The organism is Rhizobium sp. SJZ105, from assembly GCF_007828365.1.
Taxonomy (GTDB): domain Bacteria; phylum Pseudomonadota; class Alphaproteobacteria; order Rhizobiales; family Rhizobiaceae; genus Agrobacterium; species Agrobacterium tumefaciens.
In genome coordinates, this window is record NZ_VIUP01000002.1 from 177,368 (window position 1) to 193,556 (window position 16,189).

Here is a 16,189-nt window from a genome sequence, read left to right on the forward strand (position 1 = left end):
GAATTCACAACGATGGCAGAGCAGAAGGGGTTCCAGATGGATCAGGCCTTGGGCCCGGAAATGCAGGAGCGCTTCTTTCAGCGCGATCCCGTTGACGTTGCCCGCGCCCTCATCGGCGTGGAATTCCGCGTTGGCAATACCGGCGGCATCATTGTGGAAACCGAAGCCTATCATCCTGATGATCCGGCATCCCATAGTTTCAATGGGCAGACCCCACGCACCAAGGCGATGTTCGGCCCGGCCGGCCATCTCTATGTCTACCGGTCCTACGGCATTCACTGGTGCGCAAACTTCGTATGCGCTCCGGGCTCCGCCGTGCTTCTGCGCGCCATCGAACCCCTCACCGGCATAGACATGATGAAACTGCGGCGAGGAACTGACAAACTGAAACTGTTATGTTCCGGCCCCGGCAGGCTTTGTCATGCCTTGGCCATTACCGGAGAAATGGACGGAGCACCGCTGGACCGCCCGCCGTTTTTCCTCCGTCTGCCAAAGGAGGCCGCTGCCGTTACCAGCGGCAGACGCATCGGCATAAGCCGCGCGCAGGATTATCCGTGGCGGTTCGGACTTGAAGGCTCGGCCTTCCTCAGCAGGAAATTCGAACAAGCCTGAAACCTACAATACCTTGGGCGGTCCGTCGTTTTCATCTGGATTGGGGTTTGGCGCCTCGTCCGGCAGCCTTTCGGGCTCCGGCTCTTTGACCGGCGGTATATCCGGCTGTGGCGGCACCGGCATTGGCGGGTCTGGATAGGGTTCAACGGGAAGAGTTGGCATTGCAGCTCCTGGATATAAGCGCTTCGTCCAATGCGGAATCGAAATGCGCTTTCATCTGCTGGGACGACGCGAGCGCGCCGCCCCTCATCAGGCGGCGCAACACCCAATTCGCCCATCGGTCAGATGCCGGTCAGGTCCCTTCGGTCATTGCGCCGCCCTGCGGATTGTACAGGGCAAACGCAGGAAAACGCCGGTCAGTTCCGTTTTTTTGGGAAGCTTTTGCGAGTGGTCAGGCGAAACCCAGCGAGCTGCGGGAAATATCGCGGTTTTCGCAATAGTCGCGGGAGTGGGCCTCATGGCCGTGTTCGCGAGCGGTGGAACGGGTCAGTTCCGGGCTGGGTACGTTGAGCAGCGCATCGGCATAGGTACCGGTTGCCTCCACATCATCGATCACAGTCTGTTGTTGCGGCTTTAAAAATTCAAACATCGGTCACCTCCTTCAACACGTCCCCTCAACGCGCTGGCCCAGGTCCTGTTCCAAAAGGCCTGTGCAGCTTCGATTATACACGAGATGACGCTGCCGTATAGGCGATGAAAGACGAACGGCAATCAATTGACGTTCACAAAATGGAATGGAATCAGTGAGCTATGGCGACGAGCTCAGGCTGGACCGACCGATTCCCGCAAGATCAGTTCGACCGGCCACAATTCCTGAACCTCGCGGACGGGACGGCCGCCAACGATCTGCAGAAGCAGGTCTGTAACCCGCATGCCAGCCATGCGCATGGGCGAGCGGGTGGTGGAAAGCGGCGGCATCATGCTTTCCGGAGTGAGGTAAGGAAACACGTCGTCATGGGCGATGACGGACACGTCCTTGCCGATCACCAGTCCCAGCTGGGTTGCCGCGCGATAGACGCCCTGCGCCGTCATCATCGCGCCGGCGACGAAGGCGGTCGGTCGCGGCGTCTGCTCCAGCAGCGAGCGGGCGAAACGGAAGGCGGCATCTTCGCTGAAATGCTCGCTCATCATGAGGCGCGGATCAGGCGTGATGCCATGGGTCGCGAGCGCATCACGAAAACCCTGTTCGCGGTCCTGCACGAATGTACGGCCTGTCGGGCCGTTTATCATCGCGATGCGACGGTGGCCACGTTCCAGAAAATGGATTGTCGGACGATACGTCACATCATGATTGTCGATATCGAGCCAGGCGTGCTCGAACGCCGTCTTCGAGCGGCCATGCACGATGAAAGGCACGCCCAGCCGATTGAGCAGCGCGATGCGCTCGTCCTCCGGACGCGGCGAATGCACGATTATGCCATCCACCCGTCCGCTCGACGCCAGCCGGCTGAAAATCGCGAGCTCTTCCTCAATGTTATTGTCGACGGTGACGCTGACGAGAATGTCGGTCTCTTCGCCTTCCAGCCGCGTCGCCATGCCGCCCATGAATTCCGAAAAGAAATGCCCGCCGCCCGAACGGCCCATCACGACACCGATGGCGCCAGCCCTGCCTGTTGCCAGCCTGACCGCGTTGGCATTGGGCCGGTAGCCGTATTTCAGCGCAGCATCCATCACCCGCTGGCGCGTTTCTTCACGCACCTCGGGATAGCCGCCAAGCGCACGGCTGACGGTTGTGGGCGACAGCCCGACCTTTTCTGCGAATTCCTTGAGCTTCATGTTTTCTGCCAATTTGCTCCTGCATGCGTCGCCGCCGCAGATTTTTCAAGCGGACAAAAATTGAAATCGCTTTCAATTTATCCCCACCTGAAACCTTACAGTTCGCCGTTTCGAAAGGCAAACCCTCCGTGGCAACACCCGAAGATGCCCAATTTCCACGCCATAAGAAAGAGTATTGACAGATTTGTCGGCTTTTGCGAACTTCACACCAGTCAAAAGCGCTTTCAATTTTGAGGATGATTGGAAGCGTCAACGGAGGAGTTTGACAATGAATATTTCCATGAAGACTTTGTTGCTGTGTGGGAGCGTGCTGTCTGCGGCAGTTTCCGCGCAGGCGGCCGAACTTTCCATCGCCGCCAACTCGACCGGCAAGAACATTGCATTTTTCAAGGAGCGGATCGCCGCCTTCGAAAAAGAGACCGGCCACAAGGTCAATCTCGTCACCATGCCGTCATCGTCCAGTGAGCAGTTCAGCCAGTACCGGCTATGGCTTGCCGCGGGTAACAAGGATGTCGACGTCTACCAGACGGACGTGATCTGGGCGCCGCAGCTCTCCGACCAATTCGTGGATCTGACCGAAGCAACCAAGGACGTCATCGGCGATCATTTCCCCTCCATCGTGGCGTCGCAGACCGTGGACGGCAAGCTTGTCGCGATGCCGATGTTCACCGATGCACCCGCTCTGTTCTACCGCAAGGACCTTCTGGAAAAATACGGCAAGCAGCCGCCGAAAACCTGGAAGGAACTGGGCGAGACCGCCAAGGAAATTCAGGACAAGGAACGCGAAGGCGGGCAGAAGGACCTCTGGGGCTTCGTCTTCCAGGGCAGCGCCTATGAGGGCCTGACCTGCAACGCTCTGGAATGGATTGCGTCCGCCGGTGGCGGCCATATCGTTGAGACCAACGGCGACATCTCCATCAACAACGAGAAAGCCGCAGCCGCGATCGAAGCCGCCAAGGGCTGGGTCGGCACCATCGCGCCGCAGGGCGTGCTTGCCTACAAGGAAGAGGAAGCACGCGGCGTCTGGCAGACCGGCAATTCTGTCTTCATGCGCAACTGGCCCTATGCATATGCGCTTGGAAACGGTGCCGACAGCGCCATTAAGGGCAAATTCGGCGTCACGCCGTTGCCGGCCGGTGAAGAGGGTGCGGCACCCGCCTCAACGCTCGGCGGCTGGAACCTCGCCGTTTCGAAATATTCCGACGATCAGGAAGCTGCCATCCAACTTGTGAAGTTCCTCGCATCGAAGGATACCCAGAAGATGCGTGCGGTCCAGCTTTCCAACATGCCCACGATCGCCTCGCTTTACGACGACAAGGATGTCGCGGACGCGCAGCCTTTCATGCCGACATGGAAGCCGATTTTCCAGACCGCCGTTCCACGCCCCTCTGCCTCGGCGAAGGTGAAATACAACGAGGTTTCGGCCAAATTCTGGGGTGCCGTGCACAACACGCTCTCCGGCAACGGCACGGCGGCGGAAAACCTTGAGCTCCTTGAAGTCGAACTGACCGATCTCAAAGGCAACGGCTGGTAATCCGGCCCGTGTGGGAAGCGGTCTCGCCTGAGCGTTTCCCACACCCCAACTGCGAGATATCCCCATGAACGATACCGCCCTTCAAAGACCGGTCGCGGCATCCGGCACCGGCTCCGACCTTCAGTCGGAACGCCTGAAATCCGCATGGCTGTTCATTGCCCCCACGTTTCTGGTACTAGCGCTGGTGGCCGGCTGGCCGCTGGTGCGCACCGTCTGGTTCAGCCTCACCGACGCGTCGCTGACCAATCTCGACGGCGCACAATTCGTTGGCTTCAAGAACTACCTCACCTGGATCACGCTCAGCAGCGGCCGCACCATCTATCGCGGCCTGTTGGCTGATCCCGCCTGGTGGGGCGCGGTTCTGAACACGCTGAAATTCACCATCCTTTCGGTCAGCTTCGAAACCGTTCTCGGCCTTATCGTTGCGCTGGTGCTGAACGCGGAATTCAAGGGACGCGGCCTGGTGCGCGCCGCCATCCTCGTTCCATGGGCCATTCCCACCATCGTTTCGGCGCAGATGTGGGCGTGGATGCTGAACGACCAGTTCGGTATCTTGAACGACCTGTTCCTCAATCTCGGGCTGATCTCCCACAAGATCGCATGGACCGCCAATCCGGACACCGCAATGGTCGCCGTTCTCATTGTCGATATCTGGAAGACGACGCCCTTCATGGCGTTGCTCATTCTCGCCGGCCTGCAAATGGTGCCGAAGGACATGTATGAGGCGGCGAAGGTGGACGGTATCCACCCCGTCAAGGTGTTCTTCCGCGTCACCCTGCCCATGATCCGGCCAGCGCTCATGGTTGCCGTCATCTTCCGTATGCTGGATGCGATGCGCGTCTTTGACCTCATCTACATTCTGACGCCGAATAACGCCCAGACCCGCACGATGTCGGTGCTGGCGCGTGAGAACCTGTTCGATTTCGACAAGTTCGCCTATGGCGCAGCCGCTTCCACCATGCTGTTCCTCATCATCGCCTCGATAACAGTCGTTTATATGTGGCTCGGGCGCGTCAACACAGATGGAGCTTCGCGATGACCCTGCCAAGCATCCTGAAAACCACCGCCTTTTATGCGCTGGTCGCCGTCATCATGGTGATTTCGGTATTCCCGTTCTATTACGCGATACTGACCAGCCTGAAATCCGGCTCAGCGCTGTTCCAGGTGAACTACTGGCCGCGTGAATTCTCGCTGACCAATTACAACTTCGTCATCGGCAACGGCACGTTCCTGCGCAATCTCGGCAATTCGCTGTTCGTTGCATCTTCAGTCGTCGTACTGTCGCTGTTCCTTGCGGTAACGGCGTCCTATGCCCTGGCCCGTGTCCGTTTCCGGGGCCGCTCGCTGCTTCTGCTCACCATCCTCTCGGTCTCGATGTTTCCACAGATCGCCGTTCTCGCCGGCCTGTTCGAACTCATCCGCTGGGCTGGCATCTTCAACACGCCGCTCGCGCTGATCTTTTCCTACATGATCTTCACTCTGCCCTTCACTGTCTGGGTGCTGACGACATTCATGCGCGACCTGCCGATCGAAATCGAGGAAGCGGCAATCGTCGATGGCGCAACGCCATGGGTCATCATCACCCAGGTCTTCATGCCGCTGATGTGGCCGGCGCTCGTCACCACAGGGCTCCTCGCCTTCATTGCGGCGTGGAACGAGTTCCTCTTCGCGCTCACCTTCACCTCATCGAACGAACAGCGCACGGTGCCCGTCGCCATCGCACTTCTTTCGGGCGGTTCGCAGTTTGAAATCCCCTGGGGAACGATCATGGCGGCCTCCGTCATCGTCACCGCCCCGCTCGTCGTCCTCGTTCTTATCTTCCAGCGACGCATCATTTCCGGCCTCACCGCCGGCGGCGTCAAAGGCTAGGAGAAAACTTATGACCACCATTCAACTGCGCAATCTTCGCAAATCCTTCGGCGCCTTCGATGTCATCAAGGGCATCGACATGGACATCCGCTCCGGCGAGTTCATGGTTTTCGTCGGCCCTTCCGGTTGCGGCAAGTCCACGCTGCTACGCCTCATCTGCGGGCTCGAGGAAATCACTGGCGGCACGCTCTCCTTTGACGGAGAAGCCGTCAACCGCCTGCCACCCGCCAAGCGTGGCGTCGCCATGGTCTTCCAGTCCTATGCGCTTTATCCGCATATGACCGTATTCGAAAACATGGCCTTCGGCATGAAACTCTCAGGCGCCGACAAGGAGCAGCGCCGCAAGCGTGTAGAGGCGGCAGCGGAAATGCTGCAGCTCACGCCCTATCTGGAACGTCTGCCGAAGCAGCTTTCCGGCGGCCAGCGCCAGCGTGTCGCCATCGGCCGTGCCATCGTGCGTGATCCGAAGGTGTTCCTGTTCGACGAACCGCTCTCCAACCTCGATGCGGCGCTGCGCGTCGCAACCCGTCTCGAAATCGCCAAGCTGCACCGGGAGATGCATGACACGACGATGATCTACGTCACCCATGATCAGGTGGAAGCCATGACGCTCGCCGACCGCATCTGCGTTCTGCGCGATGGCCGCGTCGAACAGATCGGCACGCCGCTCGAGCTTTACGAAAGCCCGGTCAACACCTTCGTTGCCGGCTTCATCGGCTCGCCGAAGATGAACTTCCTTGCCGGCAAATATGCGGAAGTCGAAGGTGCCGCGACCATCGGCATCCGCCCCGAACACCTTGCGATCGGTGCCGGTGAGACCGGCTGGAACGGCGAAATCATCCATTCGGAAATGCTGGGATCGGACAGCTACATCTATGTCGAGATTGGTGCTGGCGAACCCATCGTCGTTCGTGAGGAAGGCGTGACCGACCGCAAGCCGGGAGAAAAAATCGTTCTCGTGCCGGATGCGGCGCAGATCCACCGCTTCGACGCGCAGGGCCAGGCCCTTGCGCGCAATCCCGTGCGCGGCGCCGCCTGAACAATTAACTTTCGCCGGATCACCCAAGCTTCCGGCTTTCACCAAGGAGCAAGAAAATGACCATCAACACCGTTGTATGGGGCGAAAATATCCACGAACACATCAACGAGACGGTGCGTTCGATCTACCCTGATGGTATGCACAACACCATTGCCGATGCGCTGAATACCAACCCTGAGATCAGCGCCACCACCGCCACGCTTCAGGAACCGGAACACGGCCTTTCGCAGGAGCGTCTGGACAAGACCGACGTTCTGGTCTGGTGGGGCCACAAGGACCACGGTGCGGTTCAGGATGAGATCGTCGAGCGCGTTGCCAAGCGTGTCTGGGAAGGCATGGGCCTCATCGTCCTGCATTCCGGCCACTTCTCCAAGCCTTTCAAGCGACTGATGGGTACGCCCTGCGCGCTTAAATGGCGTGAGGCGGGCGAACGCGAACGCCTGTGGACGATCAATCCGCGCCACCCGATTGCAGCCGGCCTGCCCGAGCATTTCGAGCTGGAAAACGAAGAGATGTATGGCGAGCAGTTCTCTGTGCCGGAGCCGCTGGAAACCGTCTTCATCTCCTGGTTCCAGGGCGGCGAAGTCTTCCGTTCTGGCCTTACCTGGCGCCGTGGCGCAGGCAACATCTTCTATTTCCGCCCCGGTCACGAGACTTATCCGACCTATCACGACGCCAATGTACAGAAGGTCATCAGCAATTCGGTGAAATGGGCCTATAATCCGGTCGGCGCACTGAAAAGCATTCATGACGCCCCCAACGTTCCCGTCGACAAGGCGCTGGAGCCTATCGAAGAACGCGGCCCCAAGCTGCACAAGGCAGGCGAAGCAGGTTACAGGTAAACAGCCATGAGACTTCTCATTCTCGGAACCGGCGGCATGGCCAACAACCATGCCACATATTTCTCGCAAATCCCCGGCGTCGAACTGGTGGCTGCGGTGGATGTGGATGATGTGGTTGTGCGGGGCTTTGCGCTTCGCCACAACATTCCACTCTCCTTTACCTCGCTGGATGACGCGATTGCCTGGGGCGAGTTCGACGCGGCGGCAAACGTCACGCCGGATGCCATCCACCACCCGACCAGCCTCAAGCTTCTGGCGGCGGGCAAACATGTTTTCTGCGAAAAACCGCTGGCGGAAAACTACGCCAAGGCCGCCGAAATGGCCGATGCCGCAGAAAAAGCGGGCCTCGTGGCCATGGTCAACCTCACCTATCGCAATGTCGCCCCCTTGCAGGCGGCACGCGAAATGGTGCTGGCCGGCAAGATCGGCAAGGTGCGCCATCTGGAAGCCTCCTATCTACAGAGCTGGCTCGTTTCCAAGGCCTGGGGCGACTGGATGACGGAGAGCAAGTGGCTGTGGCGGCTTTCCACCAAGCACGGCTCAAACGGTGTTCTGGGTGATGTCGGCATCCACATTCTCGACTTCGCCTCCTATGGCGCGGGCAGCGATGTGGAGCGCATCTTCACGCGCCTGAAGACCTTCGACAAATATGAAGGCAACAAGATCGGCGCCTACGATCTCGACGCCAATGACAGCTTCACCATGACCGCCGAGTTGGAAAACGGCGCCATGGGCGTCATTCACGCCAGCCGATGGGCAACGGGCCATCTCAACGAACTGCGCCTGCGCATCCACGGCGACAAGGGTGCGCTGGAGGTGATCCACACGCCTGACTATTCCAGCCTGCGAGCCTGCATCGGCGACGATGTGGAAAAGGCGATCTGGAAGACAATCGATGTCAACCCGGTGCCGACGAATTACGAAAAATTCGCCAAGGCCGTCATGGAAGGTGGCATTGCTGATCCGGACTTCCGCCACGCGGCGAATTTGCAGAAGGTGCTTGATCTCTCGATCATCGCCGACCGCGAACGGCGGGAGCTGGCCGTCTCGGCTTGACTTGCAAGGGCGCGGCGGCGTAAGCCGCCGCTTCCAATACTGCAGCGTGTACTATTATCTCCCGTCACCCCGAATCTAGCGCTGCATGACGGAGGTACTACCTCAAACGCCTCGCCTATTCCCCCACAAGAGCACATGCAGCTGCGGCAGCACCCGGGCGGAAAACCAACGGTCTTCGCTGACCTTGTCCACCAGCCACAACATGCGATCCATGATCCCATCGATATCCACACGCGCGTTGTCGTCATCAGGCGGCGGCGGGGTGTGGTTGCCGGGCTGGAGGTAAATCGGCAAATGCGGGAAACGGGCCGATGCAGCCTTGGCATAAGCATAGTCCGCATCGTCAAACACCACGATCTTCAGCGCCACCTGCGGTCCATCGCCGGCGGCGGCAAGACAGTCTTCAAAGGCCTGCCAGTCGGTTTCCATGCCGCTCGATGGTGGCTTCGGGCTTAGCACCAGATGATCGAGATCGCCAAACCAGTCTTTTGCGATGCTGCCCTGCGTTTCCAGCGCGAACCTATAGCCCTCGCCCTGCCCCTTCGCGATTAGTTGCCCAAGGGGCTGGATGGCGGGATTGCCGCCCGAAAGCGACACCGTCAGCGGCACACCGCCGGAAAGCCGTCGCACCTCCTGCCAGATCGCCTCGACGGACATCGGTTTCCATGTGTCGCGATACTCGCTGTCGACGGCATGCAGCGTATCGCACCAGGAGCAGCGGTAATCGCAGCCGCCAGTGCGAACGAAAACGGTAGGCAGACCAATCAGCAAACCCTCGCCCTGAATGGTCGGGCCGAAGATTTCGCTGATGCGGATCGCTGTTTCCTTCGCTGCAACTTTCTGTGCAGCCGCCGTCATGGCCGGTATTCCGCCCAGGTCTTGGCGGTTTCGCTCACTCGCACGGCGCTGGTTTCCGGCAGGCTCGTCTTGCACCAATCGTAAAAGTGCTTCGCCAGACATTCCGCGGTGACCCGGTCATGGCCGAGAACGTCGTTCAGGTGGCGATGATCGAAATGATCGTCGATGTAGCGCTTCAGCGGCGCGAGTTCGTGGTAATCACGCACGAAACCGTGCTCGTTCAGCTCTTCGCCTGATAGTTCGACCTCAACGATGTAATTATGCCCGTGCAGGCGGGCGCACTGATGGTCGGCGGGCAGGCTTTTCAGCTGGTGAGAGGCGGAGAAATGGAACTCCTTGGTGATGCGAAACATCAACGCACCTCCTGTGCCGCATAGGCATGGGTGGCCGCCACCCAGAAATCCGGGTCCTCATAGTCCGTCGGATCGGTAACACCTGCCAGATGGAAGGCCTCGCGCCGCTCCACGCAGGTGCCGCAACGGCCACAATGGCGAGAGCCGCCCTTGTAACACGACCAGGTTTCGCCAAATGGGGTGCCGTATTTCACCGCGTCAGTCACAATCGCCGCTTTGGAGACGGTGACATAGGGCGCAAACAAGGTGACGTCTGCGTAGCCTTCCAGCGCATGCGCCTGCATGGCATTAAAGCTGTCGATGAAGCCCGGCCGGCAATCGGGATAGATGAAATGGTCGCCGCCATGCACGGCGATCGCCACCGCATCAGCCTGCTGGGCGGCGGCAAGGCCGAAGGCGATGGTCAGCATGATGGCGTTGCGGTTCGGTACCACCGTGGAGCGCATGGTCTCTTCCGCATAATGTCCGTCCGGCACGTCGATATCGTCCGTCAGCGCGGAACCGGTGAGGTGCGCGCCGATGGTTGTGATGTCGATGAGATGATGCGGCACGCCGAGACGTTTTGCGCAGTCGGCTGCGAAATCCAGCTCCTTCTTGTGGCGCTGACCGTAATCGAAGGAGACAAGAGCGAGAAGTTCATGTTCCGCCGCGATTTTGTGCGCAAGCGAAACGGAGTCCAATCCGCCGGAGCAGATGACGATGGTTTTCATACGTTGGGATCCCTTGTTTTGACCGGGTGGGCTGCGACCGGATTACGGGGGCGGCTTTAAACCAAAGCGAAGCGATTGTGAAGGGCTTTGCGGAAATAGCGGAAATTCCGCGCAATCCACGAAATTGCCCCGCCGCAGCAACAAGACGAAACAATCGCGACATAAGCGGGAAACCGGCTTGATCTAGAACGGACTGAACGTTGCAGTTCTTGAAGGATGTTGCCGATGGCGGCCGGTTCTATGTTCCTCTTTTCGCTAAGCGATCTCAGCTCCATCGGCTCCGGCATTTTGATGGCGTTGGCAGGCACGCTTTATGTCACCCTTACCGTTCGTGGGCTGATGGCCACCGTGCGTCATGGATAAGGCACTCGGCAACAGACGCCCAGGGCTCAGGCGCAATCTTGCAGTCTTACTTTTCATAGCCTCCGCGACGCTCGTCGCCACGATAGGGATCGCCCCGTTCGTCTTCCTGATCTGGATGGTCACGACCGTCGCACGCTGGCTTGGTTTTTTCATCGGCTTTTGAGACACGAAGCTCGCCCATGATGCGGCGGAGCGGAAGGAGCCCGGCAAAACGGCAGTGCGCCGGGCTCTTTTTTTCGATAAACCGGGCTTAGCGCAGCAGCGCCTGCGCCTCCTCGATGCCGAGTGCTGCCGGCTGCGTGCAGGTTGTGGTCATCTCGATGAAGCGGCCTTCTTCCCCGGATTTGAGGATGGAGGTCATCACGTCGATACCGTGCAGGGAGCGATCCAGCGAGCAGCGGGCATCGCGGCCTTCAAGGATAGCAATCGCCATATCGGCCAGGCCTGCCGTGCGATAATTGGCGCGCGGGCCATTCGGGCTTTCCTGGTTGGCAATGCCGAAGGGATGCGCCCAGTCTTCCAGCGGCTGGATATTTTTGTCGCGTCCGCTCGCCTCCACCACACCGCCGAAGAAGTTGGGGTCCGGCACGTATATCGATCCTTCCGTACCGTAAAGTTCCATATTGGCGTGGCGATGCGACCACACATCCCAGCTGGCCGAAAGTGTGATCGTTGCTCCGTTCACGAATTCCAGAAGCGCATGGATGTTGGTTGGCGTTTCTACCGGGATGATCTCGCCGTTCAGCGGCTGGCTGGTCACCGTTCGGGTGGGGTTGGCCATTGATGTCAGTGCGCCAACGCGCTTGACCGGGCCGATGAGGTTGATGAGGTTCGCCACATAATAGGGGCCAAGATCGAGGATCGGCCCGCCCCCCTTCAGGAAGAAGAAGCCCGGATTGGGGTGCCACATCTCCATGCCGGGGCTCATCACATGGCAGGTGCCGGAGGTGATGCGCCCGACCTTGCCCTCGTCGATATATTGCCGGGCAAGCTGATGCGCGCCGCCAAGGAAAGTATCAGGCGCGCAGCCAACGGAAAGGTTCTTCTCGCGGGCGATGCGCCGCAACTCCTCGCCTTCCTCCAGCGAAAGCACCAGCGGCTTTTCCGAATAGACGTGTTTACCCGCCTCGAGTGCCGCTTTCGACACGAGAAAATGCGCGGCGGGAATAGTGAGGTTCACCACCACGTCGATGTCCTTGTTGGCGAGGAGTTCCTCGATCGACTGCGCCGTGACGCCAAATTCTTCTGCCCTCAGTTCCGCCGCATTGCGGTTAAGGTCGGCGCAGGCCAGCACCTTGATGCCCTTGAAGAGCGGTGCCAGCGAAAAGTAAGCAGACGAGATGTTGCCGCACCCGATGATGCCGACGCCCAGTTCCCTTTGCATGATGAAACTCCGGATTGATGCTCAATAGGTTTTGAAAGATGCGATGGAGCGAGTGATCAGCCGATCGATATCCTTGGGATTGTCGTGTTCGACCACGAAATGTTTCGTGGCGGATTTTGCCCTCAGTGCTGCCACGAGGGCCTTCCAGTCCACCGTGCCGTGGCCGACATCCGCCCAGCCGTCCTCATCCGTATTTTCGCCTGATGGTGCGATGTCCTTCACGTGCACGGCGGTGATGCGCTTGCCGTAGCTTTCGATCCAGGCGAGCGGATCGGCATTGCCTCTGATAATCCAGGCGATATCCGCCTCCCATTTCAGGTCCGGTCCGCCGGCAAAAATCTGCTCCTGCGGGGTGGAGCCATCCGGGAGCACCTTGAACTCGAAATCGTGGTTGTGCCAGCCGAAGGTCAGCCCGGCATCCACGAATGGTTTACCCACTTCCTGCAGGCGCTTGCCGAAGGCGAACCAACCAGCCGCGTCCGCCGGGCGCTGGTCGGGCATCAGGTAAGGGCAATAAATCGCTTCCACGCCCAGAACCTTGGCGATGTTCAGAGCCTTTTTCGGATCACCCTCGAGAAGGTCGAGGCCGAAATGGCCGGTCGGCATGGCAAGACCATTGGCATCGAGTTCGGAGCGCAGGCTGTTCAACCCAGCGTCATCAAGCGAGGCGTACATAGCGCCGTAACCTTCGACCTGTTTGTAACCAGCCGCCGAAAGCTTCTTCAAAATATTGGAAAACGGCTGGAAATTGCGGGCGCTGTAAAGCTGGAAACCGAGTTCTGTCATTATCTCCTCCATAGAGATGTGGGTGCTTGGGATGGTGTTGGGGGTAAAACGGGGCCCTTCCTAAAGCCGCTCTTCGCTCTGTGCGTCGAACAGGGAGGCCATGGTGAGGTCTAGGCCGAGGCGAACCCGGGTGCCCGGCGCAAACCGCCTGTGGCCGCCCACGCGCACGGACAGGGTATGACCGGCATGTTTGAGCCAGATCAGATTGTCGGCGCCCATCGGCTCCTCGATGTCAACGATCGCCTCATGCACCTCGCCGCTGATGATGTCGGCATCGACGCGCACATGTTCGGGACGCACACCGAGAACCACGGCACGACCGGCGACAAGCGGCGCCTCCGGCTGATAACCATCCAGTGAGAAGGTGACGCCGTTGGTGGTGAAGACCACCTTGCCGTCCTTCTCGATCAATTCGCCACGCAGGAAATTCATCGAGGGCGAACCGATGAAGCCCGCGACGAAGAGGTTCCTTGGCTTGTTGTAGATGGTGACGGGATCGGCAAGCTGCTGGATGACGCCGCTTTTCATGATGGCGATACGATCAGCCAGTGTCAGCGCCTCGATCTGATCGTGTGTCACGTAGATCATGGTGTTTTTCAGCGCCTGGTGCAGCCGTTTGATCTCGACGCGCAGTTCCGAGCGCAGCTTGGCATCGAGGTTGGAAAGCGGTTCATCGAAGAGGAACACATCCACATCGCGCACCAGCGCCCGGCCGATCGCCACGCGCTGGCGCTGGCCGCCGGAAAGCTCGGCGGGCTTGCGCTTCAGGAGTGGTTCGATCTGCAATATGCCCGCCGCCCTTTTGACGCGCCGGTCGATTTCCTCTTTCGGAACCTTGGCGACCTGAAGGCCGAAGGAGAGGTTCTTCTCCACCGTCATCTGCGGATAGAGCGCATAGGACTGGAACACCATGCCGATGCCACGATCCTTCGGCTCCTCCCAGGTAACGTTGCGGTCCTTGATGAAGATTTGCCCGTCGGTTGGCTCCAGAAGGCCCGCAATGCAATTGAGAAGTGTCGACTTGCCGCAGCCGGAAGAGCCGAGCAGCACGAGGAACTCGCCGTCGTAAATATCGAGATTGAGGTCTTTCAGGACGGTAACGGCACCGAAGGACAGGGAAAGATCGCGAATGGAAACGCTTTTGTTCATATAACTCAACCTTTTACTGCGCCTGCGGCGATGCCACGGACGAAAAGCCTGCCTGAGACGAAATAAACGATCAAAGGCACGGCCCCGGTGAGAAGGGTTGCAGCCATGTTGACGTTGTATTCCTTCACGCCCTGCACGGAGTTGACGATATTATTGAGCTGCACCGTCATCGGGTAATATTCCGGCCGCGTGAACACGACACCGAACAGGAAGTCGTTCCAGATGCCGGTGACCTGCAGGATCATCGCCACGACGAAGATCGGCAGCGACATGGGCAGCATGATGCGAAAATAGATCTGCCAGAAATTGGCGCCATCAATACGTGCCGCCTTGAACAATTCCTCCGGCAGCGACGCAAAATAGTTGCGGAAGAGTAGCGTCAGGATCGGCATGCCGAAAATCGTGTGCACGATCACGAGGCCGGTCAGCGTGCCATAAATGCCCAATTCGCGCAGCACGATGACGATCGGGTAGATCATTACCTGATAGGGGATGAAGGCGCCGATGATGAGGATCGAGAAGAACAGTTCCGAACCCTTGAACTTCCAGTTCGCGATGGCGTAACCGCTGACGGAAGCCACGATGATCGAGATCACGACCGACGGTATGAGGATGCGTACCGAGTTCCAGAAGCCGCGTGAAAGCCCGTCGCAGTTCAGCCCGGTGCAGGCATTCGCCCAGGCTTTCACCCAGGGTTCGAAGGTGATTTCCACCGGTGGCGCGAAAATGTTGCCGAGCCGTATTTCCGGCATGCCCTTCAGAGAGGTGACGACCATCACGTAAAGCGGCAGCAGGTAATAGGCGGCAGCGACAAACAGCGTGCCATAGAGAATGATGTTGCGGCGGGAAAACGTTTTTTTCGGCTTCTTACCGCGGGGACCGGAAAGGTCCGTGGCAACCGCATCGGTTGCGGCGGCGACCGTGTTCAATGTGCTGATATTAGCCACGTTTCTTGCCTCCGAATTCGAGGTACGCCCATGGAATGACTATAATGGCGACGGTCAGAAGCATCATGGTGGAGGCGGCAAAGCCCTGCCCCAGGTTCTGCGCCTGGAACATGTAGTCATAGACATATTTCGCCGGCACTTCGGATGCGATGCCCGGTCCGCCACTGGTCTGCGCCACCACCAGATCGTATACCTTGACGATGCCGCTCGCGATAATGACGAGCGTGGTGATGAAGACCGGCCGCATCATGGGAATGATGATGAGGATATAGGTCTTCCACATCGGAATGCCGTCGACGCGCGTCGCCTTCCAGATATCCTCGTCTATGCCGCGAAGACCGGCCAACATCAGGCACATGACGAGCCCCGTGCCCTGCCAGAGCGCCGCGATCAGGATGCCGTAGATAACGATCTCGGAATTATAAAGCGGGTCGAAGGTGAAGCTTTCCCACCCCATCGAGCGGACCACGGACTGAATGCCGAATTCCGGGTTCAACAGCCATTGCCAGACAAGGCCGGTTACGATGAACGACAGAGCAAAGGGATAAAGGAAGATGGTGCGGAAGGTGTTCTCGAAACGGATCTTCTGATCCATCAGCGCCGCCAGCACGAAGCCGATCACCAGACTGAAGATCAACGACAGAATGCCGTAGATCGCCAGATTCTGGATGGAAATGATCCAGCGCGGTGCGGCCCACAACCGCTCATACTGGTCGAAACCGATGAAGCTTGCACGTGGCAGAAGCTTGGAATTGGTGAATGAATAAATCACCGTCCAGACCGTTCCGCCGAGAAAAATCACGACGGCGGTCAATATCATGGGAATGGAAGCAATCTTCGAATTGAGATTGCGGAAAAGCTGGTTGGGGCGGCCGGAGCGCGCTAGACCCGCCATGGATGACCCTCCTGTA

General features: G+C 59.0%; 19 protein-coding genes. 8 read left to right on the plus strand and 11 right to left on the minus strand.

Going from position 1 to position 16,189, the window contains the following annotated elements; all coding sequences use genetic code 11:
- The first annotated feature begins 36 nt into the window (after nt 1-36).
- A complete protein-coding gene (locus FB593_RS09995) occupies nt 37-612 on the plus strand; it encodes a DNA-3-methyladenine glycosylase (protein ID WP_112161601.1) in 576 nt (191 codons plus the stop codon).
- 3 nt (nt 613-615) lie between these two features.
- On the opposite strand, the gene FB593_RS27700 is transcribed toward FB593_RS09995, so the two are convergent.
- From FB593_RS27700 to FB593_RS10010, 3 genes are all read right to left on the minus strand, one after another.
- A complete protein-coding gene (locus tag FB593_RS27700; protein WP_013761588.1) occupies nt 616-774 on the minus strand; it encodes a hypothetical protein in 159 nt (52 codons plus the stop codon).
- Nucleotides 775-1,003: 229 nt separating this feature from the next.
- A complete protein-coding gene (locus FB593_RS10005; protein ID WP_003510923.1) occupies nt 1,004-1,201 on the minus strand; it encodes a hypothetical protein in 198 nt (65 codons plus the stop codon).
- A 173-nt stretch (nt 1,202-1,374) separates the two neighbouring features.
- The gene (locus FB593_RS10010; RefSeq protein WP_003510924.1) at nt 1,375-2,388 is read right to left on the minus strand and encodes a substrate-binding domain-containing protein; all 1,014 of its coding nucleotides are present in this window, start codon (nt 2,386-2,388) and stop codon (nt 1,375-1,377) included.
- 268 nt (nt 2,389-2,656) lie between these two features.
- Between FB593_RS10010 and FB593_RS10015 the strand changes: the two genes are divergently transcribed.
- From FB593_RS10015 to FB593_RS10040, 6 genes are all read left to right on the plus strand, one after another.
- Nucleotides 2,657-3,922 (plus strand): ABC transporter substrate-binding protein, encoded by a 1,266-nt coding sequence (locus FB593_RS10015; RefSeq protein WP_112355440.1) that lies wholly within the window; start codon nt 2,657-2,659, stop codon nt 3,920-3,922.
- A gap of 64 nt (nt 3,923-3,986) precedes the next feature.
- Nucleotides 3,987-4,961: a carbohydrate ABC transporter permease gene (locus FB593_RS10020; protein WP_145166529.1), complete on the plus strand. Its 975-nt coding sequence runs from the start codon at nt 3,987-3,989 to the stop codon at nt 4,959-4,961.
- Nucleotides 4,958-5,791, plus strand: a complete 834-nt coding sequence (locus FB593_RS10025; RefSeq protein ID WP_003510927.1) for a carbohydrate ABC transporter permease — start codon at nt 4,958-4,960, stop codon at nt 5,789-5,791. Before FB593_RS10020 ends, FB593_RS10025 begins: the two co-directional genes overlap by 4 nt.
- A gap of 10 nt (nt 5,792-5,801) precedes the next feature.
- A complete protein-coding gene (locus FB593_RS10030; protein WP_013761592.1) occupies nt 5,802-6,830 on the plus strand; it encodes an ABC transporter ATP-binding protein in 1,029 nt (342 codons plus the stop codon).
- A gap of 56 nt (nt 6,831-6,886) precedes the next feature.
- Nucleotides 6,887-7,672 (plus strand): ThuA domain-containing protein, encoded by a 786-nt coding sequence (locus FB593_RS10035; RefSeq protein WP_003510932.1) that lies wholly within the window; start codon nt 6,887-6,889, stop codon nt 7,670-7,672.
- Nucleotides 7,673-7,678: 6 nt separating this feature from the next.
- The gene (locus FB593_RS10040; protein WP_112152970.1) at nt 7,679-8,728 is read left to right on the plus strand and encodes a Gfo/Idh/MocA family protein; all 1,050 of its coding nucleotides are present in this window, start codon (nt 7,679-7,681) and stop codon (nt 8,726-8,728) included.
- 102 nt (nt 8,729-8,830) lie between these two features.
- On the opposite strand, the gene queE is transcribed toward FB593_RS10040, so the two are convergent.
- The 3 genes from queE to queC are packed head-to-tail and all read right to left on the minus strand — an operon-like array spanning nt 8,831 to nt 10,649.
- Nucleotides 8,831-9,586, minus strand: a complete 756-nt coding sequence (queE, locus tag FB593_RS10045; protein WP_013761593.1) for a 7-carboxy-7-deazaguanine synthase QueE — start codon at nt 9,584-9,586, stop codon at nt 8,831-8,833.
- The gene (gene queD / locus FB593_RS10050; protein ID WP_003510937.1) at nt 9,583-9,939 is read right to left on the minus strand and encodes a 6-carboxytetrahydropterin synthase QueD; all 357 of its coding nucleotides are present in this window, start codon (nt 9,937-9,939) and stop codon (nt 9,583-9,585) included. Before queD ends, queE begins: the two co-directional genes overlap by 4 nt.
- Nucleotides 9,939-10,649 carry a 7-cyano-7-deazaguanine synthase QueC gene (gene queC / locus FB593_RS10055; RefSeq protein ID WP_003510940.1) on the minus strand — a complete coding sequence of 237 codons (711 nt, stop codon included), beginning with the start codon at nt 10,647-10,649 and terminating at the stop codon, nt 9,939-9,941. Before queC ends, queD begins: the two co-directional genes overlap by 1 nt.
- Nucleotides 10,650-10,874: 225 nt before the next feature.
- On the opposite strand from queC, the gene FB593_RS27505 reads away from it, so the two are divergent.
- Entirely contained in the window at nt 10,875-11,012 is a 138-nt protein-coding gene (locus FB593_RS27505; protein WP_174003429.1) for a hypothetical protein, read from the plus strand.
- Nucleotides 11,013-11,262: 250 nt separating this feature from the next.
- On the opposite strand, the gene FB593_RS10060 is transcribed toward FB593_RS27505, so the two are convergent.
- Genes FB593_RS10060 through FB593_RS10080 form a run of 5 tightly spaced genes read right to left on the minus strand, consistent with a single transcriptional unit; the run spans nt 11,263 to nt 16,173 of the window.
- The gene (locus FB593_RS10060) at nt 11,263-12,396 is read right to left on the minus strand and encodes a Gfo/Idh/MocA family protein (protein ID WP_111800235.1); all 1,134 of its coding nucleotides are present in this window, start codon (nt 12,394-12,396) and stop codon (nt 11,263-11,265) included.
- 21 nt (nt 12,397-12,417) lie between these two features.
- Nucleotides 12,418-13,182: a sugar phosphate isomerase/epimerase family protein gene (locus FB593_RS10065; protein ID WP_065659551.1), complete on the minus strand. Its 765-nt coding sequence runs from the start codon at nt 13,180-13,182 to the stop codon at nt 12,418-12,420.
- Nucleotides 13,183-13,242: 60 nt separating this feature from the next.
- A complete protein-coding gene (locus FB593_RS10070) occupies nt 13,243-14,331 on the minus strand; it encodes an ABC transporter ATP-binding protein (RefSeq protein WP_112161566.1) in 1,089 nt (362 codons plus the stop codon).
- Nucleotides 14,332-14,336: 5 nt separating this feature from the next.
- On the minus strand, nt 14,337-15,278 hold the full coding sequence (locus FB593_RS10075; protein ID WP_003510950.1) for a carbohydrate ABC transporter permease: 942 nt from the start codon (nt 15,276-15,278) through the stop codon (nt 14,337-14,339).
- A complete protein-coding gene (locus tag FB593_RS10080; RefSeq protein ID WP_003510951.1) occupies nt 15,271-16,173 on the minus strand; it encodes a carbohydrate ABC transporter permease in 903 nt (300 codons plus the stop codon). Before FB593_RS10080 ends, FB593_RS10075 begins: the two co-directional genes overlap by 8 nt.
- Nucleotides 16,174-16,189: the final 16 nt, after the last annotated feature.